Annotated in this window: 21 protein-coding genes, 5 tRNA genes and 1 other RNA gene; 15 read left to right on the top strand and 12 right to left on the bottom strand. The window is 43.5% G+C overall.

Going from position 1 to position 26098, the window contains the following annotated elements; translation table 11 throughout:
* Window positions 1-291: 291 nt before the first annotated feature.
* Window positions 292-999 carry a DUF445 domain-containing protein gene (locus tag ACMXYX_RS11600; protein WP_415881762.1) on the top strand — a complete coding sequence of 236 codons (708 nt, stop codon included), beginning with the start codon at window positions 292-294 and terminating at the stop codon, window positions 997-999.
* Window positions 1000-1094: 95 nt separating this feature from the next.
* Entirely contained in the window at window positions 1095-2525 is a 1431-nt protein-coding gene (locus ACMXYX_RS11595) for an aldehyde dehydrogenase family protein (RefSeq protein WP_415906019.1), read from the top strand.
* A gap of 37 nt (window positions 2526-2562) precedes the next feature.
* On the opposite strand, the gene ACMXYX_RS11590 is transcribed toward ACMXYX_RS11595, so the two are convergent.
* The gene (locus tag ACMXYX_RS11590) at window positions 2563-4152 is read right to left on the bottom strand and encodes a diguanylate cyclase domain-containing protein (protein WP_415896581.1); all 1590 of its coding nucleotides are present in this window, start codon (window positions 4150-4152) and stop codon (window positions 2563-2565) included.
* Between the two features lie 134 nt (window positions 4153-4286).
* On the opposite strand from ACMXYX_RS11590, the gene ACMXYX_RS11585 reads away from it, so the two are divergent.
* Window positions 4287-4967 (top strand): SAM-dependent methyltransferase, encoded by a 681-nt coding sequence (locus ACMXYX_RS11585; protein ID WP_415896580.1) that lies wholly within the window; start codon window positions 4287-4289, stop codon window positions 4965-4967.
* Between the two features lie 63 nt (window positions 4968-5030).
* Here the strand turns inward: ACMXYX_RS11585 and pyrC are convergent, their stop codons facing one another.
* Window positions 5031-6059 carry a dihydroorotase gene (gene pyrC / locus ACMXYX_RS11580; protein ID WP_415896579.1) on the bottom strand — a complete coding sequence of 343 codons (1029 nt, stop codon included), beginning with the start codon at window positions 6057-6059 and terminating at the stop codon, window positions 5031-5033.
* Window positions 6060-6313: 254 nt separating this feature from the next.
* On the opposite strand from pyrC, the gene ACMXYX_RS11575 reads away from it, so the two are divergent.
* Window positions 6314-8248 carry a diguanylate cyclase domain-containing protein gene (locus ACMXYX_RS11575; protein WP_415881757.1) on the top strand — a complete coding sequence of 645 codons (1935 nt, stop codon included), beginning with the start codon at window positions 6314-6316 and terminating at the stop codon, window positions 8246-8248.
* Between the two features lie 52 nt (window positions 8249-8300).
* Here the strand turns inward: ACMXYX_RS11575 and ACMXYX_RS11570 are convergent, their stop codons facing one another.
* On the bottom strand, window positions 8301-8627 hold the full coding sequence (locus ACMXYX_RS11570; RefSeq protein WP_415881756.1) for a hypothetical protein: 327 nt from the start codon (window positions 8625-8627) through the stop codon (window positions 8301-8303).
* 186 nt (window positions 8628-8813) lie between these two features.
* Between ACMXYX_RS11570 and ACMXYX_RS11565 the strand changes: the two genes are divergently transcribed.
* The 8 genes from ACMXYX_RS11565 to ACMXYX_RS11530 all read left to right on the top strand — a co-directional run bounded on the left by ACMXYX_RS11565 (window position 8814) and on the right by ACMXYX_RS11530 (window position 18008).
* Complete coding sequence (locus ACMXYX_RS11565) at window positions 8814-11627, top strand: EAL domain-containing protein (RefSeq protein WP_415896578.1); 2814 nt, start codon at window positions 8814-8816, stop codon at window positions 11625-11627.
* A 90-nt stretch (window positions 11628-11717) separates the two neighbouring features.
* Window positions 11718-13730: a DNA polymerase III subunit gamma/tau gene (dnaX, locus tag ACMXYX_RS11560; RefSeq protein ID WP_415896577.1), complete on the top strand. Its 2013-nt coding sequence runs from the start codon at window positions 11718-11720 to the stop codon at window positions 13728-13730.
* A gap of 12 nt (window positions 13731-13742) precedes the next feature.
* Entirely contained in the window at window positions 13743-14069 is a 327-nt protein-coding gene (locus ACMXYX_RS11555) for a YbaB/EbfC family nucleoid-associated protein (RefSeq protein ID WP_415881753.1), read from the top strand.
* A 3-nt stretch (window positions 14070-14072) separates the two neighbouring features.
* Window positions 14073-14672, top strand: coding sequence for a recombination mediator RecR (gene recR, locus ACMXYX_RS11550; RefSeq protein WP_415896576.1), 600 nt, complete (start codon window positions 14073-14075; stop codon window positions 14670-14672).
* Window positions 14673-14687: 15 nt separating this feature from the next.
* Window positions 14688-15872 (top strand): ribonuclease D, encoded by a 1185-nt coding sequence (rnd, locus tag ACMXYX_RS11545; RefSeq protein WP_415906018.1) that lies wholly within the window; start codon window positions 14688-14690, stop codon window positions 15870-15872.
* A 3-nt stretch (window positions 15873-15875) separates the two neighbouring features.
* Window positions 15876-16163, top strand: coding sequence for a YcgL domain-containing protein (locus ACMXYX_RS11540; RefSeq protein ID WP_415881750.1), 288 nt, complete (start codon window positions 15876-15878; stop codon window positions 16161-16163).
* A 45-nt stretch (window positions 16164-16208) separates the two neighbouring features.
* Window positions 16209-16604, top strand: a complete 396-nt coding sequence (locus ACMXYX_RS11535) for a YcgN family cysteine cluster protein (protein ID WP_415906017.1) — start codon at window positions 16209-16211, stop codon at window positions 16602-16604.
* Window positions 16605-16703: 99 nt separating this feature from the next.
* A complete protein-coding gene (locus tag ACMXYX_RS11530) occupies window positions 16704-18008 on the top strand; it encodes a diguanylate cyclase domain-containing protein (RefSeq protein WP_415906016.1) in 1305 nt (434 codons plus the stop codon).
* Between the two features lie 67 nt (window positions 18009-18075).
* On the opposite strand, the gene rpsA is transcribed toward ACMXYX_RS11530, so the two are convergent.
* The 3 genes from rpsA to ACMXYX_RS11515 form a co-directional block, all read right to left on the bottom strand.
* Window positions 18076-19755, bottom strand: a complete 1680-nt coding sequence (rpsA, locus tag ACMXYX_RS11525; RefSeq protein WP_415881747.1) for a 30S ribosomal protein S1 — start codon at window positions 19753-19755, stop codon at window positions 18076-18078.
* A 203-nt stretch (window positions 19756-19958) separates the two neighbouring features.
* Window positions 19959-20738: a hypothetical protein gene (locus tag ACMXYX_RS11520; RefSeq protein WP_415881746.1), complete on the bottom strand. Its 780-nt coding sequence runs from the start codon at window positions 20736-20738 to the stop codon at window positions 19959-19961.
* 75 nt (window positions 20739-20813) lie between these two features.
* Entirely contained in the window at window positions 20814-22904 is a 2091-nt protein-coding gene (locus tag ACMXYX_RS11515; RefSeq protein ID WP_415906015.1) for a carboxy terminal-processing peptidase, read from the bottom strand.
* A 153-nt stretch (window positions 22905-23057) separates the two neighbouring features.
* Between ACMXYX_RS11515 and ACMXYX_RS11510 the strand changes: the two genes are divergently transcribed.
* From ACMXYX_RS11510 to ACMXYX_RS11500, 3 genes are all read left to right on the top strand, one after another.
* On the top strand, window positions 23058-23579 hold the full coding sequence (locus ACMXYX_RS11510) for an FKBP-type peptidyl-prolyl cis-trans isomerase (protein ID WP_415881744.1): 522 nt from the start codon (window positions 23058-23060) through the stop codon (window positions 23577-23579).
* 8 nt (window positions 23580-23587) lie between these two features.
* A complete protein-coding gene (locus ACMXYX_RS11505) occupies window positions 23588-24871 on the top strand; it encodes a M18 family aminopeptidase (protein WP_415881743.1) in 1284 nt (427 codons plus the stop codon).
* A gap of 99 nt (window positions 24872-24970) precedes the next feature.
* Window positions 24971-25147, top strand: coding sequence for a DUF6435 family protein (locus tag ACMXYX_RS11500; RefSeq protein WP_415881742.1), 177 nt, complete (start codon window positions 24971-24973; stop codon window positions 25145-25147).
* Window positions 25148-25332: 185 nt separating this feature from the next.
* Here the strand turns inward: ACMXYX_RS11500 and ACMXYX_RS11495 are convergent.
* From ACMXYX_RS11495 to ACMXYX_RS11470, 6 genes are all read right to left on the bottom strand, one after another.
* Window positions 25333-25453, bottom strand: a non-coding RNA gene (locus ACMXYX_RS11495) — RtT sRNA.
* A gap of 40 nt (window positions 25454-25493) precedes the next feature.
* Window positions 25494-25570, bottom strand: a tRNA-Pro gene (locus tag ACMXYX_RS11490).
* A 43-nt stretch (window positions 25571-25613) separates the two neighbouring features.
* Window positions 25614-25690: transfer RNA gene (locus ACMXYX_RS11485), tRNA-Pro, on the bottom strand.
* A 43-nt stretch (window positions 25691-25733) separates the two neighbouring features.
* Window positions 25734-25810 (bottom strand) — tRNA-Pro (locus tag ACMXYX_RS11480).
* A 6-nt stretch (window positions 25811-25816) separates the two neighbouring features.
* Window positions 25817-25892: transfer RNA gene (locus tag ACMXYX_RS11475), tRNA-Asn, on the bottom strand.
* A gap of 22 nt (window positions 25893-25914) precedes the next feature.
* Window positions 25915-25990 (bottom strand) — tRNA-Asn (locus ACMXYX_RS11470).
* Window positions 25991-26098 lie beyond the last annotated feature (108 nt).

Here is a 26098-nt window from a genome sequence, read left to right as displayed (position 1 = left end):
AAATTACAGTGATTATAACTGAAAATGGCTTCGATAATGTCAGGGAACTTGAAAAGGTCTCGACATTTCACTGCGCTGGCTTTCGCGTATCTGGTCGTTTTATAACCCACTGAGAAAGTATGAGACTTATTCGTAGTTTCCCTAGTGCTACGCATAATGATGTGGCAATTTGAGATCCCACTCTTAATATAAAACTGGCATCATGCACTAATTGATCTAAGGTTTTAGTGCTTTAAAACCGCTCCTTAGCCTTATATGATCGCCAAAAAATATTTCTTGAGATGAATACCGATGAATAAAAGCCTTCTAACGAATCTGCTTGCCTTTATTGCATTTACGGCAGGTCTTATTACAGATGATCGTGTGTTATTGACCGTTGGCTTGTTTGCTCTATCCGGCGCGTTAACCAACTGGTTAGCGGTACATATGTTGTTTGAGAAAGTTCCAGGGCTTTATGGCTCAGGAGTGATCCCTGCGCGTTTCCAAGATTTTAAGCGTGGCATCAAAACATTAATGATGGAGCAGTTTTTTACTGAAGAGAACATTGAGCGTTTTCTAAGTGCAGATAATGGTAAGCAGCCTGATCTACATTTAGCGCCGGTAATTGAAAAAGTCGATTTCGCACCGACTTTTGATTCGCTGATTGAGGTTATCCAAAACTCTCCATTTGGGGGCATGCTCGCCATGGTGGGTGGCACCGATGCGCTTGAGCCTTTAAGAGAGCCATTTGTGGAAAAAATGAAAAGCTCAATTGAAGAGATGACACGTGATGAAAACTTTATCACTTTATTAAAAGACGAACTTGAAAGCCCTGATGTTATGGCTGAGATGCAAGAAAAGGTTGAAGTCATTGTTCAGCAGCGATTAGATGAACTAACGCCTAGTTTGGTCAAAGAGATTGTACAGCAGATGATTCGCGAACATTTAGGTTGGCTGGTTGTCTGGGGTGGTGTCTTTGGTGGTTTGATCGGTTTTATCGCAGCGATTATCGGTGTGTAATGCTTCTATGAGAAAAGCCGCAAACGCGGCTTTTTTTGTGTCTGCTTCGGCATGAATGGTCTATGTTTGAGAGACGATAGAAAGGATAGAGAGATATGAATGATTTAAAAAAATTCTATATTAATGGTGAATGGATTAAGTCATCTGGCAATGACGTCTTGGATGTTTTTAATCCGGCGACCAATGAGGTTGTCTCTCAAATTAGCCTTGGCAATAATGATGATGTCGATCTCGCTGTTGACGCAGCTGTTGCTGCCTTTGCATCTTTCTCGCAAACCTCCAAAGAAGAAAGAATCGCGCTTTTACAGCGTATTATTACTGAATATGAAAAGCGTGCCGAAGCACTTGTCGAGGCGACTACTGAAGAGATGGGCGCGCCATTAGGTTTATCTCGCCAAGCTCAAGTGCCGGCTGGGTTAGGACATTTAAAGGCGGCTTTAAGTCTGCTTAAAAAGCATGATTTCACTGAGGTCATTGGGTCGACCCGTATCGTTAAAGAACCGATTGGTGTTTGCGGTCTTATTACGCCTTGGAATTGGCCGTTAAATCAAATTACCTGCAAAGTTGCTCCAGCTATTGCAGCAGGTTGTACAGTTGTACTAAAACCTAGTGAGATCGCCCCGCGCACAGCGCATATCTTTGCAGACATTATGCATGCAGCTGGTGTTCCTTCGGGCGTATTCAATTTAATTGATGGTACGGGACCAGCTGTAGGTGCTGCGCTGAGTGCTCACCCTAAGATCGATATGATCTCATTTACGGGATCTACAGAAGCAGGCAAACAAGTCTCTATTGCTGCAGCTGAAAACTTGAAGAAGGTCTCTTTAGAGTTGGGCGGAAAGTCCGCTGCCATTGTTCTGGATGATGCTGATTTCTCTAAAGTTATTTCTCGTTGTGTAAGAGCGGTGATGGGTAACTCGGGCCAGTCTTGTAATGCTCAAACACGCTTATTAGTTCCAGAATCTCGTTTGAATGAGACTATTGAAATCGCCCAAAAAGCAGCGGATTCAATTGTTGTAGGTGATCCGCAATCAGAAGAAACAGTGATGGGGCCGGTGGTATCAGAATTACAATGGCAGCGCGTACAAGCTTTGATTCAAAAGGGCGTGGATGAAGGTGCTGAACTTGTTGCTGGTGGTATTGGTTTACCTGAAGGTTGTTCGTTAGGCTGTTATGTAAAGCCGACGGTATTCGCAGGCGTTACGCCTGATATGACCATTGCTCAAGAAGAGATATTTGGGCCGGTGGTTAGCATCATGACTTATCGCTCTGAAGAAGAGGCGGTAGTAATCGCTAATGACAGTATTTATGGCCTTTCCGGTGGTGTCTACTCAAGTGATTTGGCGCGAGCAAAATCAATCGCGGTTCAAATGAGAACCGGTATGGTTCATCTCAATGGTGCGCCGGTTGATATCAAAGCGCCATTTGGTGGTTATAAGCAATCGGGCAACGGTCGAGAGTGGGGACTGTACGGGATTGAAGAGTTTATGGAAACGAAGGCTATTCTAGGGGATCTGCCCGTTTAGTGATTGGAATATCTATAGCTTTCTAGGCAATACCTATTTACTCAGAGCTACAAACGATGCAATTCTTGCTGGCTTTCTTTGCGTTGTACATGGCGATGTCTGCATCATGGATAATTTGGTCTAGATCACGTGTGTCGGGTTTAGACTGAGCTACACCAATACTCGCTTGAATGCTGACTTTATATTCGCCAAATGCAAAGGGATTGCGCGTATAGGTTAATAGCTCTTCTGCAGTCTCTTTAGCGCTCTCTTTGCTGTTGGTATCAAGAAGCACGATAAATTCATCGCCTCCGTAGCGAGCGATGTTGTCGTTTTCACCCAAATTGGATCGTAACCTTTCTCCGAATGCTTTGAGTAAACGATCGCCCATCTGGTGACCGTATTGGTCATTGATCGGTTTAAACCCATCTAGGTCTATAAAGAGTAGGGTGAATGGTTCATTTCGATGAATACGTTTTTGAGCATCTGCACGGATAGCAATTCGATTCGGCAGGCCTGTGACTAAATCATGGGATGCTAAGTGGCGTGCTTGTTTTTCCGCTTTGTGTAGCTTCTCTGTGCGTTCAATGACGCGTTTTTCTAGCTCTTTTTGGCCGCGATCTACTTCTTCAGCCATAGTATTGAAGCTAGTCACTAAGGTATCTATCTCGATACTGGTTAAAGAGTCATCTTTTTTGAATGGGAGAGGGTATTGGTGATGCGAAAGATCCTCTGTCATCTTGATCAGTCGTTTAACCGGTTTCACAACTATGCCTGAAATCCACCAACTTAATAATGCCACGATGATAAAACAGAGAGCGGCTATTAAGTGGGTCACCTGTTTTAAATCTTTAAGTTTTGATTCCAACTCCGATGTTGGTTGTGGAATCATTACTCCCCAACCTGTGGTTGGTACGGTCGCAAAACCAGCGATCATGTCGGCATTCATCGCAGGAGAATAAAATTGTGCTACTCCAGACTCTCCTCGCATCATTTGCTTGATGATGCTGATTTTGGCTATGTTCTTTCCTGCTTGTTCCCAGGACGGGTTAGGGTGAGCGATCACGGAGCCAAATTGATCAACTATTGCTGCATGCCCTTTATCGCCAAAGCTAATAGATTTCTGAATGTTGTAAAGGTAGTTTGGGTTAATAGCCGCAATCCAGATATTAGATTTGGGGCCTACAGACGTAAGATAGATGGTAGGTGGAGCGTTTTCTGAGATGAAAATTTTAGAGAATTGAATCTCTGGTTTTATCTCTGCTGGTATCATTTCTATTTCAGATAATGATGGCGGTACTAAAACTGCTTGACCGTAGTATCTTTCGATTAGGTCTCCTGAAGAATCATATTGTGCAAAAGCGAGTATGTTGAGCTGTTCCATCAAAGAGATCTGTTCTGGATGGAAGTGAAGGTTTTGCGCGAGTTGAGCACTTGTGTCATACACCGCTTTTACATCGAGGGCATAACGATCTAGTGCAGCGGTTGTGTTGTGCGCAAGTAAAAGATGCTTTTCATGAACAGCAGCAAACTCTTTCTCTAGTGCATTTTGAATCGTCCAATAGGAAAATAGGGCGATAGGAACTACGGAAACGCACAGCATAGCCGTCAATAGGATGAATCTTAGGGGGAATCTTAACGGGTTCATAAATGCGTTTACCTGCGGACGCTTTTACTACAACAAACACTACTATAGATAGTTGTTGATTTTTCGCTAAAAGACAATGGTAGAATCTATTTTTTGTTTGAAAAAATAGATTTTTATATCGGGAAATATAGAGTTTGAGTCTTTCACCTCGTTTGAATTCAATATTGGAAATGATTGATGGTCAATATGACCATATTTGGGATTGTTGCTGTGACCATGGTTATTTAGGTCAGGCTATTTTGCAGGCAAAGCCTGAGGCTAAAGTACACTTTTTGGATGTAGTGGAATCCATTACCAACAAACTTGAAAAGCATTTAGCTGGTAGCGATTATTCAATTGAACGCTGGCAAGTTCATTGTGAAGATCTTCAACAGCTCCGTTTGGCTCTTCCCGAAAATGCTACGAATATTCAGCATCGTCATCTACTCATTATTGCCGGTGTAGGTGGTGACCTGACGCTAGATATGGTTCAGGCCGTCTTGCAAAATAATCCTAATTGCGACATCGACTTTCTTATCTGTCCAGTACGACAACTTCATAAAGTACGTAGTGGTGTAAAGGCATTAGGTTTGGGGTTGGTTAACGAGAAGATTGTTAAAGATGGAGGGCGCTATTATGAAGCGATCCATCTGTCTACGTTAAGTGATGTTGAGATTCCTGCAGTTGGCGGATTGATGTGGGATCTAGCGAAAGACGATCATCAAGAGTACTTAAGACAGAATATCAGTCATTATCAGCGTATGCAGGCCCAAGGGAATGAGGGTGTGAGAAAAATTCTAGCAGAATATATGAGTTTACAAGAACTATCAGTTTGACGATGATCTTAGGGAGCTAAGATAGGCCCCCTAAGATATATAACCTGTTGATTGAATGTCAGGTTATTTTACTTTCCACGCAATTTGCTCGCCTGCGCGAATAGGAACTACATTATCTTCACCCAGAGGATAAGTTGCTGGCACATTCCAGCTTTCTTTAGCCAAGGTGATGGTATCTGTATTACGTGGCAGACCGTAGAAGTCTGGGCCATTCAAACTTGCGAACGCTTCTAGCTTATCCAGCGCGCCAGCCGCTTCAAATGTTTCAGCGTACAATTCAATCGCAGCGTGAGCTGTGTAGGAACCTGCACAACCACACGCAGCTTCTTTAGCGTGTTTCATGTGAGGCGCTGAATCTGTTCCTAAGAAGAACTTTTTGCTGCCAGAAGTCGCAGCTTTAATTAGTGCGTCTTGGTGAATATTACGTTTCAGGATCGGCAAGCAGTAATAATGTGGGCGGATACCGCCAGCCAACATGTGGTTACGGTTGTAAAGTAGGTGGTGAGCTGTAATGGTGGCAGCAACATTATCCCCAGCCGATTCAACGAACTCGGCAGCATCTTTAGTTGTGATGTGCTCAAGTACGATTTTTAAGTTAGGGAAGTCATTTACCACATCTTTCAAAATCGTTTCGATGAAGATCTTTTCACGATCGAAGATATCAATATCGCCATCTGTTACTTCACCATGAATCAAAAGCAACATACCTGCTTCTTGCATAGCTTCTAGAACAGGGTAAATGTTTTTAACGGACGTAACGCCTGAATCGGAATTTGTGGTAGCACCAGCAGGGTAAAGTTTAGCTGCGTAAACCTTGCCTGTATCCTTCGCTTTTTTGATGTCAGCAGGGTCAGTGTTATCTGTGAGATATAACACCATTAAAGGATCGAAGTTGCCTTGCGGCTGTTGATCCATGATGCGTTGACGGTAGCTAAGCGCTTCTTCTGTGTTGGTTACAGGTGGAACTAGGTTCGGCATGATGATAGCGCGTCCCATGTAGCGGCTTACATCACGGACAGTGTCTTTAAGCTGTACACCGTCACGTAGGTGAATATGCCAATCATCAGGGCGTGTAATCGTAAGAGAGGTCATTTGGGAAGCACCAATTATCTATCAGGTTAAAACTTATCTTCTAATTATCCCACGGATTGCTTGGAAAAGCTTTTAAACCTTGCGATCAAATCGATTTTTTGGTTTATGTAACTAGGGTTAACTCTTGTTGAATAAAACATCAAAAAAATAAGGGTTTTTAAGTACTAGAGAGTAATTTTACGTTCATTTAGATTGTATTAATATTGAACGGCTTTTCATTCTAATTACTATAAAAAATGCGTTAACGGTTTGCTATGAAGTACAAAACCAAAATAATTTTGGCCGTCATTATTCTCGGTCTAGCCTTTCTTGCAGCATTGTCTGTGCTGACTTTCAATCTACTTAGAACGACAGCTACGGAGGAAGTAGAGCAAAGGGTTCAGATAGTTAACACCTTTTTAGGTGTGACCTTGTTGCCAGAGCTTAATACGCTCCATCGTAATGGCTTGACCTATAAAGCCAATGAATTAATGCAAACCCGTTCATTGGAGTATTTGCAGATTAATGATCAGAGTGGTTCGCCATTAGTGTCTCTTGGCGACCATAGTCTTGCCCATTCTCATGGTTTAGCTGCTTTATGGAGTGGTAATGTCATTGATCAGCAATTATTTCTTCAAGGTGATGATGGGGCATTTTATGAAATTCATTATGGTCTTCCTGCAGAAAGAACTAATTTTCTTGTTCGGGGTGCTAGCTATCAACTACTAGGTTTAGCTTTTTTGGAAATTCTTCTAATGGTTCTTGGCGCACATTTAGCGCTTAGAGTCATTTCTAAACAGCTTTCCCATCTACGAGAAGCGAGTACACAAATAGCAGCAGGAAATTTTAACTTTCGTGTATCTGAGGAATCCTGTGGAGAGTTGATAGAGACTGCTCAGGCTTTCAATATTATGGGAGCTCGGTTGGAACAATATGAGAAAGATAAAAACGGTGAAAACTTGCACCTTAAGGAATTATCGCAAGCTGTAGAACAGAGCCCTGTTGCTGTGGTGATGACGGACAGCGACGGCGTGATTACTTATGCTAACCCTTGCTTTTACCGAACATCCGGTTACAGCAAAGAAGAGGTGATTGGTCAAAACCCGAAATTTCTACAGTCTGGGGAAACAGATAAAGAGGATTACATTGACCTTTGGCAAACCATCACCAGCGGTAAAAGCTGGAAAGGAGAGCTTTGTAATCGTCGTAAAGATGGCAGCCTTTATTGGGATAAAACTTCAATATCACCAGTAAGTTCTGAAAATGGAGAGGTGACTCACTATATCTCTGTGAAGGAAGATGTGACTGCTTATAAAAAAATTGAAGAGCGGATGCGAGTCGCTACGACGGTATTTGATGCTGCATCTGAAGCGATCATGGTGACAGATCTAAATGGGGCTATCACGATGGTGAATCCAGCTTTTTATGAGATTACCGGTTATCAATCGAAAGAGGTGCTAGGGCAAAGCCCACGAGTACTCAACTCCGGCCACCATGATGAATCTTTCTATAAGTCGATGTTTGAAGAGCTGCAAAAAAATAATCGCTGGGAAGGTGAGATCTGGAACCGCAGGAAATCTGGAGAGGTTTATCCACAATGGCAAACCATCGCGATGGTTCGTGATGAAGATGGAGAACCATTGGAATATATTGCTTTGTTTACTGATATTAGTAAGCGTAAAGAGCAAGAAGACGAAATCCGTTTTAGGGCTAATTATGATGCGCTAACCCGTTTGCCAAATCGTAGTTTATTTAATGAGCGATTAACCCAGGCCTTGGTTCAAGCAAAAAGGGAAGGGGCAATACTAGCTTTGCTATATCTGGATTTGGATGGTTTTAAAGAGATTAATGATACTCATGGCCATTTGGCAGGTGATAAAGCGCTACAGCAGATTTCACAGCGTTTAACTGAATGTGTAAGAGAATCTGATTGTGTAGCTAGGTTAGGAGGTGATGAGTTTGTTGTTTTCCTATCTGGATTAGAATTTAAATATGATGCGGAAGTGGTTGCTAAGAAAATTATTAATTCTGTGCAGCAACCGTTTGCCTATGAAGATGTGGTTTTGCAGATGGGCGTGAGTATTGGTATCTCGATCTATCCAGATGATCAATTACCAGAAAAACTTTTTGAGCATGCAGATGCAGCGATGTATGAAGCTAAACGCGCCGGAAAGAATACATTCCGTTATTACAGTATAGATTTTGATTAGAACGTTAGGAAGGATAGGAGGGGCGACTGGAGCGCTTGTTTAGCTTAATAAGTTATTCGTCTAACCAGACTGTTCTAACGGGTTCACCAAAGTCATCGTAAATTATCTTTTTGCGAGGTTTCCCACGTTTAGGCTTAGCTGAGGTTGTAGCTTTGTTCTTGCGGCGGGCATCAATAGTAGCTAATAAACCGTGGACGGGAGTTCGTTCTTGCGGTTTAGCGTGCTCAAAGTTGGATTTATGATGAGTGTAGCGACCGTCCACTAATCCAGACTCCCCCATCTCAACCTGTTTAATTTCCCCTCCTTTTTCCAGAAACCGCGATACCTCAGCATTGAGCTGATCGCGAAGTTCCGCTTTGCTTGGGGATTTCTTAAACATAGTCTTGACCATGGTCTAGGGATTGTATGATTTTAAACCTAATTAGGGGTGCTTGCGAGGATAGTTTTAGCTTATCCTTATTTATAATTACTCATTATGTTGTAAATAAGGTTATGACTTGCTGACTAGGGAATATCTAGTGAGCTATGTTAAGCCGGTAAGTATACAGATAACAAAAGCTTTCTTATGCGACTATCTTTACCGTTACGCTTTTCCATTCCGGTCATTATTGTGTTGGTTACAGCACTGATAATCCCAAGTTGTCTTTTCTTTGTAGCCCCTATTATTGAGAGGCAGCATCAGACTTTGCTTCAAAATGAAGCACAAAATGTTACTAAGCGGCTTAAAGGTACACTGACTTACTTGTTAGAAAGGGGGGATGCAAATGGTGTAAACAGGGAATTTCGCCAGAACCTTCAGTCAGAGCAGGTGAGTAAAGTATTGGTAGTGGATTCGGCTAACCAAATTCGTTTTTCATCTCATAGTGAAGATCTAGGCAAAACGGTTAGCCGGCGTGTCGATGTGCATTTAGATCTTAATACCATTATTCAAGTCCGAGAAAGGCGGTTGCATCAGCATGCCTATTTTGACAAGGAAAATGTTCTCTATTCTTTGATCCCAATAACTATTCCGGTGTTTGGCTCGCAACAACAAGAGCTAGAGCAAGGGGTTATGATTCTTGCTTTAAGTGATAAAGAAGTGAATGAGGCTATTAGCAAGCAACTCACTGTCTTGGTTACTGCGCTTTCTATTGCCATGTTGTTCTTAGCTCTGATTTTAATGTTTGCTATCAACCGGATGGTCACTTCTCGAGTGCAGCGGTTGGTGTCGGCAAGTAGATCATTTTCACAAGGTCAAATGACCGCTTTTGATGATCAGATCGGAAATGATGAATTGGGGGCGCTTGGGTCTGCGTTTAGTGAGATGGCAAAGCAGATCTCCTCGATACATGCTCAGCTAGAAGCTAACGTTGATCTGTTAGATGAGTTGTTGGAAAACTCGCCATCGATGATCGTGATTCGAGATGCTGAAGGCCAATATTTAAGGGCAAACCCCGCTTATCTAAAATTTGCAGGTTTAGCTTCAGTGGATGAGCTACAAGGTGACGACTCTGAGAAGGGATTACCGGCTGACGTGATTCGTGCCTCGCGAGACGGCGATACTCAAGTTATTCAGTCGAAGCAGCATTATAGCTGGGAGTTAACTTACGAGTGCGATAGACAGTATAAGTCCCTATACAGTGAATGTTTTCCTCTGTTTGATGATGGACAGTTATATGCGGTGTGCACGATCACAACTGATATGAGCGATAGAGCTGAAAAAGATAAAGCTTTACGTTTGGCCCAATATATTTTTGAAACCACGAATGATGGCATTATTGTCACGGACAAGCATAACCGGATTGTAGAAGCCAATTCAGCATTTGAAAGGGTTACTGGGTACAGTAAAGAAGAGGTGATTGGTCAGGCTCCGAATATCCTTAACTCCCATAAACAACCTACATCGTTCTATGAAGCAATGTGGAAAGAGTTGGAAGAGAGAGGGTTATGGTCTGGGGAAATCTGGAACCGAAAGAAAGATGGCCAAATCTATCCGGAGTGGCTCACGGTCAAAGCAATTAAAGATGAGCAAGATAGTGTTACCGGTTACTTTGGAGTATTTACGGATATTTCGGAGCAAAAGAAAACCGAGGCTTCTCTACGCAACCTTGCTTACTATGATTCCTTGACCAATCTCGCGAATCGGACTTTCTGTAAAGAACGCTTAGCCCATGATATGGAGCTCTCCAACAGACATAAAGAATCTTTGGCTTTGGTGTTTATTGACTTGGATTTCTTTAAACATGTGAATGATTCTATGGGCCATGAATATGGTGATCAGCTACTTGTAGAGGCGGCGAATCGAATTAGAGAAAAAGTTCGAAGTTCCGATACGGTTGTTCGTTGGGGAGGGGACGAATTTATCCTCATTCTTCCAGGTATCTTTCAGGCAAATATGGCTTTGGTTATAGCGAACAATGTTCTAGAAGAACTAAAGCGTCCATTCAGGTTAAAAAACAGTGATGTCTTTATTGGGGCCAGTATAGGTATTGCCATGTACCCTCATGACGCTGATAGTGCAGAAACCTTGATTCAGCATGCTGATGCTGCGATGTATAGCGCTAAGAATCGAGGGCGCGACCAAGTATGTTTCTTTGATTCGGAACTGAATCGTAAGAATCTACAACAGATACAAATGAAATCTGATATCCGTGCTGCTATTGATGCTGAATCTTTTGAAATGTATTACCAAGCGAAAGTATGTCTCACCTCAAGAAAAGTGATTGGCTTGGAAGCGTTGCTTCGTTGGACTGATTTTGATGGCAGTAGCATTTCTCCAGCAGAATTTATTCCTGTAGCTGAAAGTAGCGGATTAATCCTGCCTTTGGGTAATTGGGTTTTTGCGACAGTATTCAAGCAGGTTGACCAGTGGGTCAAACAGGGGTTGCTGCAAGAGGGGGAAAGGGTCTCTATCAACTTATCGCCACGCCAGCTAGCAAGTCCTGATTTGGTTGGTGAATTGAGTAAACAATTAGATCAATACCCCCTAATTGAAGGGTATTTGAGCGTAGAAATTACCGAAACAGCGGTTATTGAGAATATAGATCGAGTTTTACCTGTTCTTGAAGCTATTCGAGAGAAAGGGGTTGCGATCGAATTGGATGACTTTGGAAGCGGGTATTCCTCTCTGAACTACCTGCGTCGCTTGCCGGTTGATGTGTTGAAAGTTGATAAAGCATTTACTGCAGAATTAGGCTGTAACAAGTCAGAGAAAGCGATCATGGCTACGATCATTTCAATGGCGCATACATTAGGTATGAAAGTGGTTGCTGAGGGCGTTGAAACTGATGAACAGCTAGCGATTTTAACTGAATTGAAGTGCGATACGGCTCAGGGTTTCTATTTCTCTAAACCGGTTCCAATTACAGAGACAGAAGCGATCTTAGAAACAGGTTTGTGACGGGAAGTGCATAAGGTTTCACTGGTACAAGTCGCTCTCAAGAGGTAGCATAGAGCCAATATTTTTAGACGATATAAGTAGCAAAAGTAGATGAGTTATCAGGTTCTAGCGCGTAAATGGCGTCCTGCTAAATTTCAGGAGATGGTAGGGCAAGAGCACGTGCTTAAAGCACTGGTTAATGCGTTGGATGATGATCGTTTACATCATGCCTACCTCTTTACCGGTACCCGTGGTGTCGGTAAAACATCGATTGCTCGATTATTTGCCAAATCTCTCAACTGCGAACAGGGTGTGTCTTCAACGCCTTGTGGTCAATGTTCTGCTTGTAAAGAGATCGCCGAAGGGCGTTTTGTTGATCTTATTGAAGTTGATGCGGCTTCGCGCACGAAAGTAGAAGATACGCGTGAGCTGATGGAAAACGTGCAATATGCACCGACCCATGGGCGCTACAAAGTGTACCTGATAGACGAGGTGCACATGCTTTCTACTCACTCGTTTAACGCGCTACTTAAAACTCTGGAGGAGCCACCTCCGCATGTTAAATTCCTATTAGCAACAACTGATCCTCAGAAGCTGCCGATCACAATTTTATCTCGTTGCTTGCAGTTCAATCTTAAAAACTTGATTCCTGAAAGAATCGTGAACCATCTGCGAACAGTTCTGACAGCAGAGCAGATTCAGTTTGAAGAGCCAGCATTATGGTTGTTAGCGAGATCTGCAGACGGCTCTATGCGTGATGCGATGAGTTTGACCGATCAGGCGATCGCTTTTGGAGCTGGGCAGATTGGTGAAGCAGATGTTCGCGCCATGCTGGGCACAATTGATCAGCGTTTGGTCTATCAGATGTTGTTCTGCTTAGCTGCATCAGACGCTAAAGGCCTAATGGCGGCAGTGACTGATTTGGCTCAGTTTTCACCTGACTATAATACGGTTCTAGGTGATTTGATCGGCGTATTGCACCGTATCGCGATGGCGCAAACGATCCCTGATGCTGTGGATAACAGCATGGGAGATAAAGATCAGATAATTGAACTTGCTAGCAAATTAACGGCTGAAGACGTACAGCTCTATTACCAAGTTGCTTTGATGGGGCGTAAGGACCTTCCTTTCGTTCCTGATCCACGCGAAGGTTTGGAAATGGTATTGCTGAGAATGCTGGCATTTCGTCCTGCTGGTGCTCAGCCGCGCCAAGTTGAGGTTGCATCAAGTTTGCCTCAACAAGTAAGTCAGACCACTACTGCTTCTGTAACTGCGGAAGTGCCTCCGCCTGTAGCTGAATCGATCCAACCCGCTCCTGTCGCACAGACACCAGTTGCTCAAACTGCACCTGCGCCTCAATCTGCGCCAATGCAACCGGCTCCAGCGCAGATGGATAGTCAACCTCCAGCAGTAGAATCTCCACCGCCGTATGAGCCGCCAGTATCAGATGTTCCTCCATTGGGGCAGGCAAGTCCGATGGCGCCAGTGGCGGAGGTAAGCCCTGCAAAAAAGCCTGAAGCGCTAAATAACCAAGGAGATGAACCGCCTCCTTGGGATATGGATGATGTAGGTGGTTTTGATGAGCAAGAGCCAACTCACGTATCAGCAACTAATGCTTATTCTGAAATGGAAGCAACTGCGGTTGCGCAAGCTCCTCAGGCAGAAGTAACAGAAGAGATAGGTGAGATCTCTAAAACACGTGTTGAGGTTGTAGAGTGTTCGCGTAATTTAGCGGAAGTCTCCCTGCCTGACTGGGTACATATTAGTCGTAGCCTTGGTCTAAGTGGCATGACCGAAAGTTTAGCGACTCATCTCTCTTTGGAACAAATATCGTCTGAATCGATGGTTTTACATTACACCAAAGAGCAGAAGACGATGCTGAACGAAGTACAGTGTCAGCGTATTTCGGATGCACTGAATAGTTATTTTAATAACCCTGTTCAGGTTGAGTTTTTACAAGCTGAACAGCAGCAGGAAACGCCTGCACAATTTATAAATCGTAAACGAGAAGAGCGTCATCTATTAGCTGTTGAATCTATTCGTAACGATAGTACGGTACAATTACTACAAGAGCATTTTGATGCACGGATTGAACTCTCGTCCGTGGTTCCCATCGATAATTAATTGAGGATATACATGATGAAAGGCGGTATGGGTAACCTGATGAAACAGGCCCAAAAAATGCAGGAGAACCTGCAAAAAGCACAAGAGCAAATCGCACTTGCAGAGCAAACTGGTGAGTCTGGTGCGGGTCTTGTGAAAGTTGTAATGAACGGTCGTCACGACGTTAAAAGCATCAATATTGATGACAGCTTGATGGAAGAAGACAAAGAGATTTTAGAAGATTTGATCGCTGCGGCGGTAAATGATGCAGTGCGTAAAATCGAATCTTACACTCAAGAGAAAATGTCTGAAGTGACCGGTGGTATGGGAATGCCTCCTGGTTTCAATATGCCGTTCTAATCGATGTCATTCAGTCCATTAATTCAGCAGTTAATAAACGCTTTACGTTGTTTGCCTGGAGTTGGTCCTAAATCGGCACAGCGTATGGCTTTTCATCTGCTTGAGCGTGATTCTGAAGGAGCATTATCTCTGTCTGCTGCGCTTGAAAAAGCGGTTGCTGAGATCGGTCATTGCAGTGAATGTCGCACTTTATCTGAGCAGGATGTCTGTGATATTTGCCAATCAGAAACGAGAGATAAGCATCTACTGTGCGTACTCGAGTCGCCGGTAGATGTGTTGGCGGTTGAACAGACGGGTGGGTATAACGGTCGTTATTTTGTACTTTCTGGGCATCTGTCGCCTATCGATGGCATAGGTCCTGAAGATCTGGGTATTGATCTTCTTTTAGAGAAGGTTAGATCGAGCGACATCCGAGAATTAATCCTTGCGACCAATCCAACGGTAGAAGGCGAAGCAACGGCCCATTTTATTGCTGCTCAAGTTAAGGGGTTGGATGTTAAAGTCTCTCGAATCGCTCATGGTGTACCTGTAGGTGGCGAATTAGAGTTCGTAGACGGTGGCACGTTAGCTCATGCAATAGCAGGAAGACGTTCTCTGCTTTGAGGTAAGAATCTCCAGATGACAGAATATAGTTGGAAAAAGCTAGAAGTATCAGCAAGAACACCTGTCTGGATTCGTTCAGAAGATGCGCTAGTTGAGTGTTGCAATAAATGGCGTGCGCTTCCAGTCATTGCACTAGATACAGAGTTTCAGCGAGTTGAAACGTTTTATCCTATCCCTGGGCTTATTCAAGTTGCTGATGATCAATGCTGCTACTTGATTGATCCTCTAGAGATTGAAGATTTTAGTGCGTTGGCTGATCTCTTTGCTGACCGTTCAGTTGTAAAGCTCATGCATGCTGCAAATGAAGATCTAGAACTATTTCTAAAAATGTTTGGTGTACTGCCTACGCCGTTATTTGATACGCAATTAGGTGGTGCTGTACTCAATTGGGGATTCTCATTGGGCCTTCAAAGAATGCTTGAGCAAAAGCTAGGTATTCAATTAGCGAAACATGAGACTACTTCTAATTGGCTGCAGCGCCCTCTGACTGCAAGTCAAGAGTTATATGCAGCGCTAGATGTGGCGTACCTTCCTGCAATATACTTGATGCAAAAATCAGAGCTGGAAGCTTTAGACCGTTATCATTGGGCTGAGCAGGAAAATGAGGCGCTTTTAGCTGAGGCGCTGGTGGATGATGTTGAGGGCTATGGTTATTACCGTCGCTTCACCCAAATGTGGAACCTGCCGGAGCACAAAATGGCAGCATTACGTGATCTGACTGCATGGCGTGAGCAGATTGCGAGAAAACGCGATGTTCCACGTAACAGAATCCTTAGAAATCAGGCTTTGTTGCAAATAGTGGAAAAATGGCCGCGTAGTTTATCTGAGTTATCGCGGCTAGATGAAGTGAAAAAGCGTATACTTCGTACTGACGGCGAAGCGATTTTAGGCTTTTTAAAGTCTGGACAGGAAAGTGCGGCTAAAAACAGCCCTGCACCTATTCCTAAGCCGCTACACTTCTTTTGGAACAAACACATTAAGAAGCTGAAAGCGATTGCTCGTCGTGTGGCTGAAGAACAGAACGTCGCTCCTGAAATTTTACTGCGAAGAAAAGAGTTAGAGCTACTTATTCGTTCAGGGGTTGATGAGGGTGAGTATTGCTTACCTGAAAAAATTACGGCTTGGAGGCAGGAGCTTCTTGCGTCTCAATTGTTAGCCGAATTGCAAAAGATTGAAAAATTAAGAACTGAAGGTGCTTAACCGATGAAAATATGCTCTGTTTACCTGAGCCCGCGTAAAGATGAGATGTATCTTTATGTAGATAAGCGAGATCAACTGAGTAAAGTGCCGGAAGCGCTATTAGAAATGTTTGGTTCGCCAAAGCATGTGATGGATATTCCTTTAACGGCTGACCGTGAATTGGCTAGAGTTGATACTGAAAAGGTGTTGGCTGATCTAGATGAGAAAGGCTATTTCTTACAGATGCCGCCGCCAAAAGATGACTACATGCTTGATCTTCATAAAGATCGCCCGGAAACTGGTGTTCGCTAAGTGGTAGCTCAAGAAGTATTTTGGCGCAGTAAAAGCCTACAGGATATGAGTTCTTCGCAGTGGGAATCTCTTTGTGATGGCTGTGCGCTTTGTTGTCTCCACAAGCTGGAAGATGAAGATACAAAAGAGGTTTTTTATACCTCTGTTGTTTGTCATCTTCTAGATTTTGATACCTGTCGTTGCACAAAATATGAGGAGCGTTGCTCTTTAGTGCCTGATTGCGTCAAGCTTACTCCGAAGGATGTTGATGACTTTCATTGGCTTCCGCCGACCTGTTCTTACCGCTTAATTCATGAAGGTAAAGATCTTCCTGAATGGCACCCTTTATTGTCTGGGCGCCAAGAAACGGTGATTGAATCAGGAGCCTCGGTGCTAACTTGGTACGAAGTAAAAGATAATGAAATTTCTGAGGAAGAATTCGAAGATTATATTCTCGAATAGATGAAAAGCGCCTAGGGCGCTTTTTTTATGCCTAATATCTAATTTGCTGTTAGTGTTTTCCTAACTTAAAGTTGTATCTAGTAGTTGGAGATAATAGCTTTGAGCATTTCTGATCAATTTAATCATCTGCCTATCTTAGATAATGTCGATGCAATTTCTGCGTTCGATTTTGTGCCTGATGTTATTTGGATTTTTGATCTAGATCGACATGGCTTTTGGTGGGGAAATGAGCGCGCACTCGAATTTTGGGGGCTGCCAACTGTTCAGGATTTGATTGATAAAGACCTATCGGCTGATACAGAAGGTGCTCGTAAGCGGACCGAGCAAACATTCTATAAAGCAGCGGCTCAAGGGATGACAGTTGACCCTTGGACAACTTATCCAAACGGTAAACCTAAAACGCTCTTGATGCGACATAAAGCAGTGCTGCTTGGTCCTGAAAAGCACCGTGGCATTATTGCGTTTATTAGTGAGCAGGTTGATCTGGGTGAGCAGCCAGAGCATCTCATCTTTTCTGAAGCGATCCGTTATACATCAGTTGCTGTTACTAGTTTTGATATGAGCGGTACGCCGATGTTTGAAAATCCAGCCGCAGCAGAATTATATGGCTTTGTTGATGCTCAGAATAATGATGCTTCTGTGTTTGTGTGCCGATTTCACGACGTTAAAGAAGGGCTTGAGCTTCTTGAGCAGGGGCGACAGCATCAAGATGGGCAGTCAGAACACTTGATGGTAACGAGTAAAGGCGTGCGCCGACATGTTGTGGATCTCCGTACGAGCCGTCATCCATTGACGGGCGATTACCTCCTTTTGGTGTCTGAATATGATGTTACAGAGCTACATAATGCACTTCAACAGACAGAAAAGGCCAAGGCAAGGTTGGATAAGCTCGCTCATTATGATGCTTTAACTGGGCTGCCTAGCCTGCGTTTGTGTCGTGATCGTATGACTAAGGTTATTGCGCAGGCGCAGCGAGAAGGAGCTTCAGCTGCGATAATGTTTGTAGACCTCGATGGTTTTAAAGTTGTTAATGATAGTTTTGGTCATGATGCGGGTGATCAAGTGTTGGTTGAATCTGGGAAGCGTTTGGTTCATCAAGTGCGCGCAGTGGATACGGTGGGTCGTATCGGAGGTGATGAATTTATTATCTTAATGTCAGGGATAAAGTCTGCTAAAGATGCTGAAGTCGTTGCATCCAAGATTATTGCTGTGATGAATGAGCCGTTTTCGATCGCTGATATGAATGGCAAGGAACAAGAGGCCTGTATTGGTGTAAGTGTAGGGATTTCGCTTTTAGAGGAAGGGGCGTTGAATAAAAATGCTGAGGTGCTTCTGAAGGAAGCTGATCATGCAATGTATAAAGTGAAGCGCAGTGGTAAGCGTGGATATAGATTTGCTAGCTAGGTTTATTTAACGAAAACAAAAAAGCCGCAATCAATGATTGCGGCTTTTTAGCTTCAACAAGAAGTGATTACTTCTGGTTGTCTAGCTGAGCTTTGATCAGGTCACCAATTGTAGTTGGGCCAGATACTTCAACTTCAGCGTTGCGTACAGCAGAGATTGCTGCTTTCTCTTCAGCCTGTTCTTTCGCTTTGATAGACAGGTTGATAACGCGGTTGCGACGATCAAGAGTGATGATCTTAGCTTCTACTTCTTCACCAACGTTAAGAACAGTAGATGCATCTTCAACGCGATCTACAGAGATCTCAGATACTTTCAGAGTACCTTCGATACCTTCAGCTAGCTCGATAACAGCTGCTTTAGCGTCTACAGAAGTAACTTTACCAGTTACGATAGCGCCTTTGTCGTTAGCTGCAGCGAATTCAGCGAATGGATCGCTTTCAAGCTGTTTGATACCAAGAGAGATACGCTCTTTCTCTGCATCGATAGAAAGGATAACGGCTTCAACTTCTTCGCCTTTCTTGAACTGGCGTAGAGCTGCTTCAGCATCGGCTTCCCAAGTGATGTCAGACATGTGAACAAGACCGTCAAGCTCGTCCTGTAGGCCAACGAAGATACCGAAGTCAGTGATAGTTTTGATAGTACCAGTAACTTTGTCGTTCGCAGCAAACTGCTCAGCGAAAGTAACCCATGGGTTAGCTGTGCACTGTTTGATGCCTAGAGAAATACGACGACGCTCTTCGTCTACGTCAAGGATCATAACTTCTAGCTCATCACCGATCTGAACAACTTTAGATGGGTGGATGTTCTTGTTAGTCCAAGACATTTCAGAAACGTGTACCAGACCTTCTACGCCGTCTTCGATAGATGCGAAGCAGCCGTAATCAGTAAGGTTAGTGATGCGTGCCTTGCACTTAGCACCAGCTGGGTAACGTTCTTTGATAAGAGACCATGGGTCTTGAGAAAGCTGCTTAAGACCTAGAGAGATACGACCAGATTCTTTGTCGAACTTGATGATCTTAACAGTGATCTCATCGCCTGGGTTTAGCATCTCTGATGGGTGAGAGATACGCTTCCAAGCCATGTCAGTGATGTGTAGAAGACCGTCAACACCGCCAAGATCGATGAATGCACCGTAGTTAGTAAGGTTCTTAACGAAGCCTTTAACTTCTTGGCCTTCTTCTAGAGTAGCTAGTAGCTCATCACGCTGAGCGCTGTTAGCTTCTTGAAGAACTGCGCGGCGAGAAACAACGATGTTGTTACGCTTAGGATCAAGCTTGATTAGTTTGAATTCAAGCTCTTTGCCTTCTAGGTGATCAACGTCACGTACAGGGCGAACGTCTACCAAAGAACCTGGTAGGAAGCCTTGAATGTTGTTGATGCTAACTGTGAAGCCGCCTTTAACTTTGCCGCTGATGTAACCTTTAACGGTTTCTTCAGCTTCAAATTTAGTCTGTAGAACTTCCCAAGCTTCAGCGCGTTTCGCTTTTTCACGAGATAGACGAGTTTCACCGAAACCATCTTCAACCGCTTCTAGTGCAACTTTAACGTCGTCACCGATTTTGATCTCAAGTTCGTTAGCATCGTTAAGGAACTGAGAACGCGGGATGATTGCTTCAGATTTTAGACCAGCATGTACAGTAACCCAGTCGCTGTCGATATCAACAACTTCACCAATTACCAATTTACCTGGAGTCATGTCTAGTGATTGAAGGGATTCTTCAAACAGATCAGCAAAGCTTTCGCTCATTGAATATGTCCTATGTAAGGGCTGTAGTATCTCTAAAAGAGATAGAGATTGGATAACAGCACTTTCAGCCTGTAAAACCGGATTCACAGGGTCAGTTTAATATATATGAAAGGGACGTTTTGACCGGAATAGCGCCCAATTCAATAGAAAATGAGCGCACATTATACAGTAATTTGTACGGGAATACAGGTCTTTTACTTAGATTAGAAGGGTTTGTCGTAATCTGCTAAGCGCTGATAAAGGGCTGTTTGGCAGGGTTTGATCACTGTGCTCAAATCGTTTTTAAGATCAGAGGTTAATTTGCTGCTGTCTTGTTTGCGGAAAAACTGGGTAATCAGTCGCTCTTCGCGTGGGGAATTGGCCGCAATTTCAATACCGTCTCCAACGCAAAATGAATACTCTGGCATGTACTTCTTGACTAAGGATTCTCGTTCAAATTCTGAAAGAATCAAGCGTTTGCCTGCTATGAACTTTTTGTACTCGTTTCCGGCTGCTGCTGACATGGCTTCGATTTGCAGGTTAGAGAAGCGGCGCGCATCAGGCATATCAATTAAAATCTGTTTAAGTTGTTTTTCTACCGCTGCAATCTCCTCAACAATTGTTAGGGGAGCAAAATGTTCATTTAGCTTTTTGTATTGTTCAAGAGCTGCTATTTCAGCTTTAAGATCAGAAATTTGTCGTTTGTATGCTTCTTGTTCTTCAAGCAGCTTGTCATTATCGGCCATTAAGCCTTTGATGACTTTTTGGGTGGGGGTGAGTTTGTCTTCAGCAAAGGTGGCAGGAAGCTGTTTGGCTCCTAGTTCACCAGTTGTTTCGGTGTGTACATTGCTAGGTAGAACTGTGAAGCCAAATTTCTCTAAATCCTTTAAGTTTTCTTTGTGCTGGCCTTGCATTTCGTTATAAGCAAAATAACCGCCACCACCAAGAACGGCTAAAACAATTGGAATGATGATCAGTACTACAAGAAGCTTTCTGGTATTCATTGTTTACTGCTTTCCTATCTAGCGGGTGGCGGACGTTGTTATAGCTAGGCGGAGATTTACCTCCGCGCTGATAGTCTATTTCTGGTCGCTTTTTTGCGTCTCGTTAGCTGAGTATTGCAATTGCAGGAATGCAGTATCAAGAAGGATTCTCCCGCTTTCTACAAGCATTGCTTCTGCTTCTGGGTTGATAGGTCTGCCTTGAGCATCTTTCTCTCGCTCTTCATCAAGCTCTGATAGTGATTTGATTGGCGGTAGTTGTTTTTTGCTACGGCGACGGTTTTCCGCATTAACTTGCCATTCTTCCGCTTTTTCTCGTTCAATTTTAAGTGCTGACTCTTGTAGAGGAATTAGGCTGCTTTCCTTACGCACTTCGTTAAGATGTTCAACCTGTTCACGCATGAAAATAAAGTCAGGATTTGCCAGGCTTCGTGACTGGTAGCGTGAGTTAATCTGAGTTAAAAATTGTTTCAGATTTGGGTAAACGCCATGAGGCGCGGATCGAACTTTATCCCAAGCTAGTGCTTGATCTAGTGCGCTTTCCCCAATAATTTCAGGATCATAAAGGGTAGGGAATGTGATGTCGGGCATTACGCCTTTATTCTGGGTGCTGTCGCCAGAAATTCGATAAAACATAGCGTGTGTTAGTTTTAACTGGCCGTGGTTAAGGGGTAGTAAGGTTTGAACTGTGCCTTTACCAAAGGTTTGGCCGCCAATAACGATGCCTCGGTTATAGTCTTGAATAGCGCCAGCGAAAATTTCTGAAGCAGAAGCGGACAGGCGATTCACTAGGACGGCCATTGGTCCACCGTAGGATACTTTGGGGTTTAGGTCTCTAAGAACTTCTACTCGCCCTGTAGAGTCTTTTACTTGAACGGTTGGGCCGCGTTGAATAAATAGGCCAACAGTGTCATTTGCTTCACGTAGGGAGCCGCCACCATTATTGCGAAGGTCTACAATTAGGCCATCAACATTTTCATCTTTGAGTTCTTGGACTAACTTTTCTACATCGCGGGAAGTGCTTTTATAGTCGTCGTCACCGCGCTGTAGTGCTGCAAAATCAATATAGAAGGCCGGTATCTCAATTACGCCAAGTTTGAATGGTTGGCCAAGGTGTTCAATTTCAAGTACGCGCTTTTGGGCAGATTGTTCTTCTAGTTTTACTTTATTGCGAACAATTTTTACGATTTTTGAAGGTATGTCTTCGCGCTCAGAAGTCCTTACTTCTAGTCTAACCGTAGTTCCTTTAGGGCCTCGAATAAGTTGAACAACATCGTCCAATCTCCAGCCTACGACATCTTCGATATCGCCGTCTTCACCTTGGCCTACACCAATAATGCGGTCAGTAGCTTTTAGTTGGCCGGTCTTTTCAGCAGGGCCTGCAGGTACAAGGCGAACAATCTGAGTGAATTCGTTTTCACTTTTTAATACAGCGCCGATCCCTTCTAGAGATAAGCTCATATTAATTTTGAAATTCTCAGATTTTCTTGGTGAAAAATACTGGGTGTGTGGATCGTATTGCTTGGTAAAAGCGTTTGCAAACGATTGGAATACGTCTTCGCTATTAACTTGTAAACTTCTTTTTAGTTGGTTTTTATAGCGTTTTATTAGAATTTCTCGTGCTTCTTCTTCAGTTTTTTCAGCTAATAGAAGGTTGAGCAGAGCGCTCTTAAGTCGGCGGTCCCAAAGTGCATTCATCTCTTGGGTGGATTCAATCCAAGCAGCGTTTTCTCGATCAGTGTTTAGGCTCTCATTAATCGAGAAATCAAATACCTTGCCTTGTTCTAATTCATCAATAATGAACTCTAGGCGACCTTCAATACGCTCTTGATAGCGGTTGAAAATGAAATAAGCTGCAGAGAGTTCTCCCGAGCGGATTTGATCGTCTAGTACCAAACGATATTTTTCGAACTCACCTATATCGCTTTTGTAAAAATAGCTGCGCGCAGGGTCGAGGTCCTTAATATATTGATTAAAGATCTGCCCAGATAATGAATCATCTAAATTGACTCTGTTATAGTGGCCTAGTTTGAGCGATTCTGTAATTTCTAATAACGTTTGCTTATGCACGGGCTCTGATTTGAGCGGTGTTGCAAGTGCATTGGCTGTACTTGGAATTAGGAAGGATAACGCAGTAAACAACAGTGGCTTTAATAGCGATCTATGCATAATGTAAGTCTTAATTCAGCGCTCTGGATTTAACTATGACCCTAAAAAAGGGTTGTGAGTTCCCTGTCACAGTTTGTTGAGTGTAGACATGCGCGGCACTGTTGTAAAATCAATTGCTTATAAAGAGTGTATGGATTTATTTGGTATTCGTTTATGAACATGAAATTCGTAGGTGTTACAGCTCTGGCGATGACGCTAGGATTGGTTAGTGGTTGTGGTGAAGATCCTGAAGAGCAAAAGTTTCGTCAAGCGTTGGTTGAGAAGGCGCTAAACGATGATGTAAGAAAGGAAGGTGTTGCATTTCTGGAATCCAATGCAAAAGAACAAGATGTAAAAGTAACACCGAGTGGCTTGCAATATAAAGTTGTTCAGGCAGGAGAGGGTGGGAGCCCTAACGTTACTGATACTGTCACTGTTCACTACGAAGGTACTCGTGTTGACGGGCATGTATTTGATAGCTCTTATAAACGTGGTGAGCCTAGTTCCTTCCCGTTAAATCGCGTTATTCGCGGCTGGACTGAAGGCTTAGCTATGATGAATAAAGGGGCGGTTTGGATGTTTTATATCAAGCCGGAATTGGCTTACGGTGCTACTAGCCCAAGTGTTGATATTCCAGCGAATTCAACTTTGATATTCAAAGTTGAGTTGATCGATTTTAAGGCTTCTGAGAAATAGGATTTTAAATGACAGACTTAATTGCAGATTTACAATTGTTCTTAGAAGCGTCTCCAACGCCGTATCACGCGGTAAAGGAGATGTCGCAGCGTTTGGCTAAAAATGGTTTTATGGAGCTGCGTGAAGAGGATAGTTGGCAGTTACAAGCGGGTGGGAAGTATTACGTTACTCGCAATGGCTCTTCCATAATTGCTTGGTCTTTGCCGCGTGATGTTAATCTGGCAGAGTCTGGATTACGTATGGTGGGCGCGCATACTGATTCTCCTTGTCTAAAAGTGAAGCCGGTTCCTGAGCTGAACCGCCATGGCTATCAGCAGTTGGGTGTTGAGGTTTATGGTGGGGTGTTGTTAAACCCCTGGTTTGATCGTGATCTGTCTATGGCAGGGCGAGTGAGTTATAAGTCTCTAAAAGGTGAGCGTTGTAAGGCGTTAGTTAACTTTAAAGATCCCATAGCACTAATTCCTAGTTTAGCTATTCATCTGGATCGAGAGGCAAATAAAAGTAGAACAATCAATGCTCAAACCTATTTGCCAGTTATTTTAGGGCAAGGGGATAAAGGGTTTAGCTTTAAGCAGATGTTGGCGGATAGATTATCTGCTGAGGGTGTTGAAGATGTGGCGGAGGTTCTTGATTATGAAATCTCGCTATACGATACGCAAAAGCCAGCACTGACAGGGTTAAAGAAAGAGTATTTGTCATCTGCAAGACTGGATAATCTTTTAAGTTGCTACATGGGATTGGCGGCATTACTGCAATCTAATTTTGAGCAAGGGGCGCTTTTAGTCTGTAATGACCATGAAGAAGTAGGCAGTATGAGTTCTTCTGGTGCTCAAGGGCCAATGTTGAGCCAGGTGTTGGAACGATTGATGCCTGATGTCGAGGATAGGGTGCGGATGATAAGTCGTTCTATGATGATCTCGGCAGATAATGCTCATGGTATTCACCCTAATTTTGCGGATAAGCACGATGCAAACCATGGTCCTTTAATTAATGAGGGGCCTGTAATTAAGCTCAACGCGAATCAGCGCTATGCTTCAAACAGTGAAACGAGTGCGATATTTAGGGATCTCGCTCAGCAGGTGAATGTTCCGGTTCAGGCATTTGTTGTAAGAAGTGATATGGCGTGTGGAAGCACTATAGGGCCGATTACAGCTGCGGAATTAGGAGTGAAAACACTTGATATCGGTGTGCCGCAATTTGCGATGCACTCAATTCGTGAAATGGCTGGTATTAAAGATGTTGTTGATCTTACGAAAGTATTGGCGCAATTCTTTGAAGAGCCTACTGTTTAACCATACATAGTTCATATTGGAACCGGTTACAGTGTCTATGTGATCGGTTCACTTTCCCCTTCCGTAACACCTGTTTCTCTGAAATGTAAGGTGAAACAGATGTTCTCATTTTTAAAGCAGAATCCTGAAAAAAGGCTTAAGAAAGAATATAGCGCTAAGCTTGAGCAGGCTATGAAAGCGCAGCGTAGTGGTGATATTGAAAAATATTCTTTTCTGACGCGTGAGGCTGAAGAACTTTATGAAAAATTAAAACAGGTTCAGGAAGAAAAATCTTAGCTTTGGTTTATGGTGATTATACTGGGGGAATTGCCTAAGAGTTACTTATTGAACTAGGCGTAATGGGCTTGATGTTTAAGAGGAAAAGCTGCTGTGAATACAATCTAATAGACGAAAGCAATGAGTTATCAGATTCAACTCTTTTGATTTAGTTAGTCATTGAAAGCAAATTGAGAATATTAAGATGGTCAGAGTGGAGGGATTATTCGCTGCGCTCACCCTGCGGGTCGTCACTTCGTTCCGTTATCTCGCTACGCTCGGTTCGAACCCCTTCGGGTGTTCTCATTTCTAAAAATAGCGCTAATGATTTGGTTTGTCATGATGAGCTAAATTGAGAATATTAAGATGGTCGGAGTGGAGGGATTCGAACCCCCGACCCTCTGGTCCCAAACCAGATGCGCTACCAAGCTGCGCTACACTCCGACGATTATACTTGATCAGATATACAGAAATTTCCCAAAGAAAGTGGTCGGAGTGGAGGGATTCGAACCCCCGACCCTCTGGTCCCAAACCAGATGCGCTACCAAGCTGCGCTACACTCCGACGATGATACCTGAGCAGGTATTTAGAAATTTGCCAATGAAAGTGGTCGGAGTGGAGGGATTCGAACCCCCGACCCTCTGGTCCCAAACCAGATGCGCTACCAAGCTGCGCTACACTCCGACTTAATGGCTCCCCGAGCTGGACTCGAACCAGCGACCAATAGATTAACAGTCTACTGCTCTACCAACTGAGCTATCGGGGATCATCAGCTGTACAGTCAAGGTTGGCTCCCTGAGCTGGACTCGAACCAGCGACCAATAGATTAACAGTCTACTGCTCTACCAACTGAGCTATCAGGGATTAGCCTTGAAAGTGCGGCGTATCTTAATGACCAAGGGGTGGGGCGTCAAGGGATTTTTTATAAAAAATTCAATGATTTTTAGGGTTGATTATAGCGTAAACAATTTT

Source organism: Neptuniibacter sp. QD72_48, from assembly GCF_047778065.1.
In the GTDB taxonomy this organism is placed as follows: Bacteria; Pseudomonadota; Gammaproteobacteria; order Pseudomonadales; family Balneatricaceae; genus Neptuniibacter.
This window is presented reverse-complemented; position numbering and strand designations above follow the sequence as displayed.

Bases quoted from the DNA above. Each gene is read 5' to 3' on its own strand.
- ACMXYX_RS11600 (WP_415881762.1), top strand. From the start codon at position 292: ATGAATAAAAGCCTTCTAACGAATCTGCTTGCCTTTATTGCATTTACG.
- ACMXYX_RS11595 (WP_415906019.1), top strand. From the start codon at position 1,095: ATGAATGATTTAAAAAAATTCTATATTAATGGTGAATGGATTAAGTCA.
- ACMXYX_RS11590 (WP_415896581.1), bottom strand. From the start codon at position 4,152: ATGAACCCGTTAAGATTCCCCCTAAGATTCATCCTATTGACGGCTATG.
- pyrC (WP_415896579.1), bottom strand. From the start codon at position 6,059: ATGACCTCTCTTACGATTACACGCCCTGATGATTGGCATATTCACCTA.
- ACMXYX_RS11575 (WP_415881757.1), top strand. From the start codon at position 6,314: ATGAAGTACAAAACCAAAATAATTTTGGCCGTCATTATTCTCGGTCTA.
- ACMXYX_RS11570 (WP_415881756.1), bottom strand. From the start codon at position 8,627: ATGTTTAAGAAATCCCCAAGCAAAGCGGAACTTCGCGATCAGCTCAAT.
- ACMXYX_RS11565 (WP_415896578.1), top strand. From the start codon at position 8,814: ATGCGACTATCTTTACCGTTACGCTTTTCCATTCCGGTCATTATTGTG.
- dnaX (WP_415896577.1), top strand. From the start codon at position 11,718: ATGAGTTATCAGGTTCTAGCGCGTAAATGGCGTCCTGCTAAATTTCAG.
- ACMXYX_RS11555 (WP_415881753.1), top strand. From the start codon at position 13,743: ATGATGAAAGGCGGTATGGGTAACCTGATGAAACAGGCCCAAAAAATG.
- recR (WP_415896576.1), top strand. From the start codon at position 14,073: ATGTCATTCAGTCCATTAATTCAGCAGTTAATAAACGCTTTACGTTGT.
- rnd (WP_415906018.1), top strand. From the start codon at position 14,688: ATGACAGAATATAGTTGGAAAAAGCTAGAAGTATCAGCAAGAACACCT.
- ACMXYX_RS11540 (WP_415881750.1), top strand. From the start codon at position 15,876: ATGAAAATATGCTCTGTTTACCTGAGCCCGCGTAAAGATGAGATGTAT.
- ACMXYX_RS11535 (WP_415906017.1), top strand. From the start codon at position 16,209: ATGAGTTCTTCGCAGTGGGAATCTCTTTGTGATGGCTGTGCGCTTTGT.
- rpsA (WP_415881747.1), bottom strand. From the start codon at position 19,755: ATGAGCGAAAGCTTTGCTGATCTGTTTGAAGAATCCCTTCAATCACTA.
- ACMXYX_RS11520 (WP_415881746.1), bottom strand. From the start codon at position 20,738: ATGAATACCAGAAAGCTTCTTGTAGTACTGATCATCATTCCAATTGTT.
- ACMXYX_RS11515 (WP_415906015.1), bottom strand. From the start codon at position 22,904: ATGCATAGATCGCTATTAAAGCCACTGTTGTTTACTGCGTTATCCTTC.
- ACMXYX_RS11510 (WP_415881744.1), top strand. From the start codon at position 23,058: ATGAACATGAAATTCGTAGGTGTTACAGCTCTGGCGATGACGCTAGGA.
- ACMXYX_RS11505 (WP_415881743.1), top strand. From the start codon at position 23,588: ATGACAGACTTAATTGCAGATTTACAATTGTTCTTAGAAGCGTCTCCA.
- ACMXYX_RS11500 (WP_415881742.1), top strand. From the start codon at position 24,971: ATGTTCTCATTTTTAAAGCAGAATCCTGAAAAAAGGCTTAAGAAAGAA.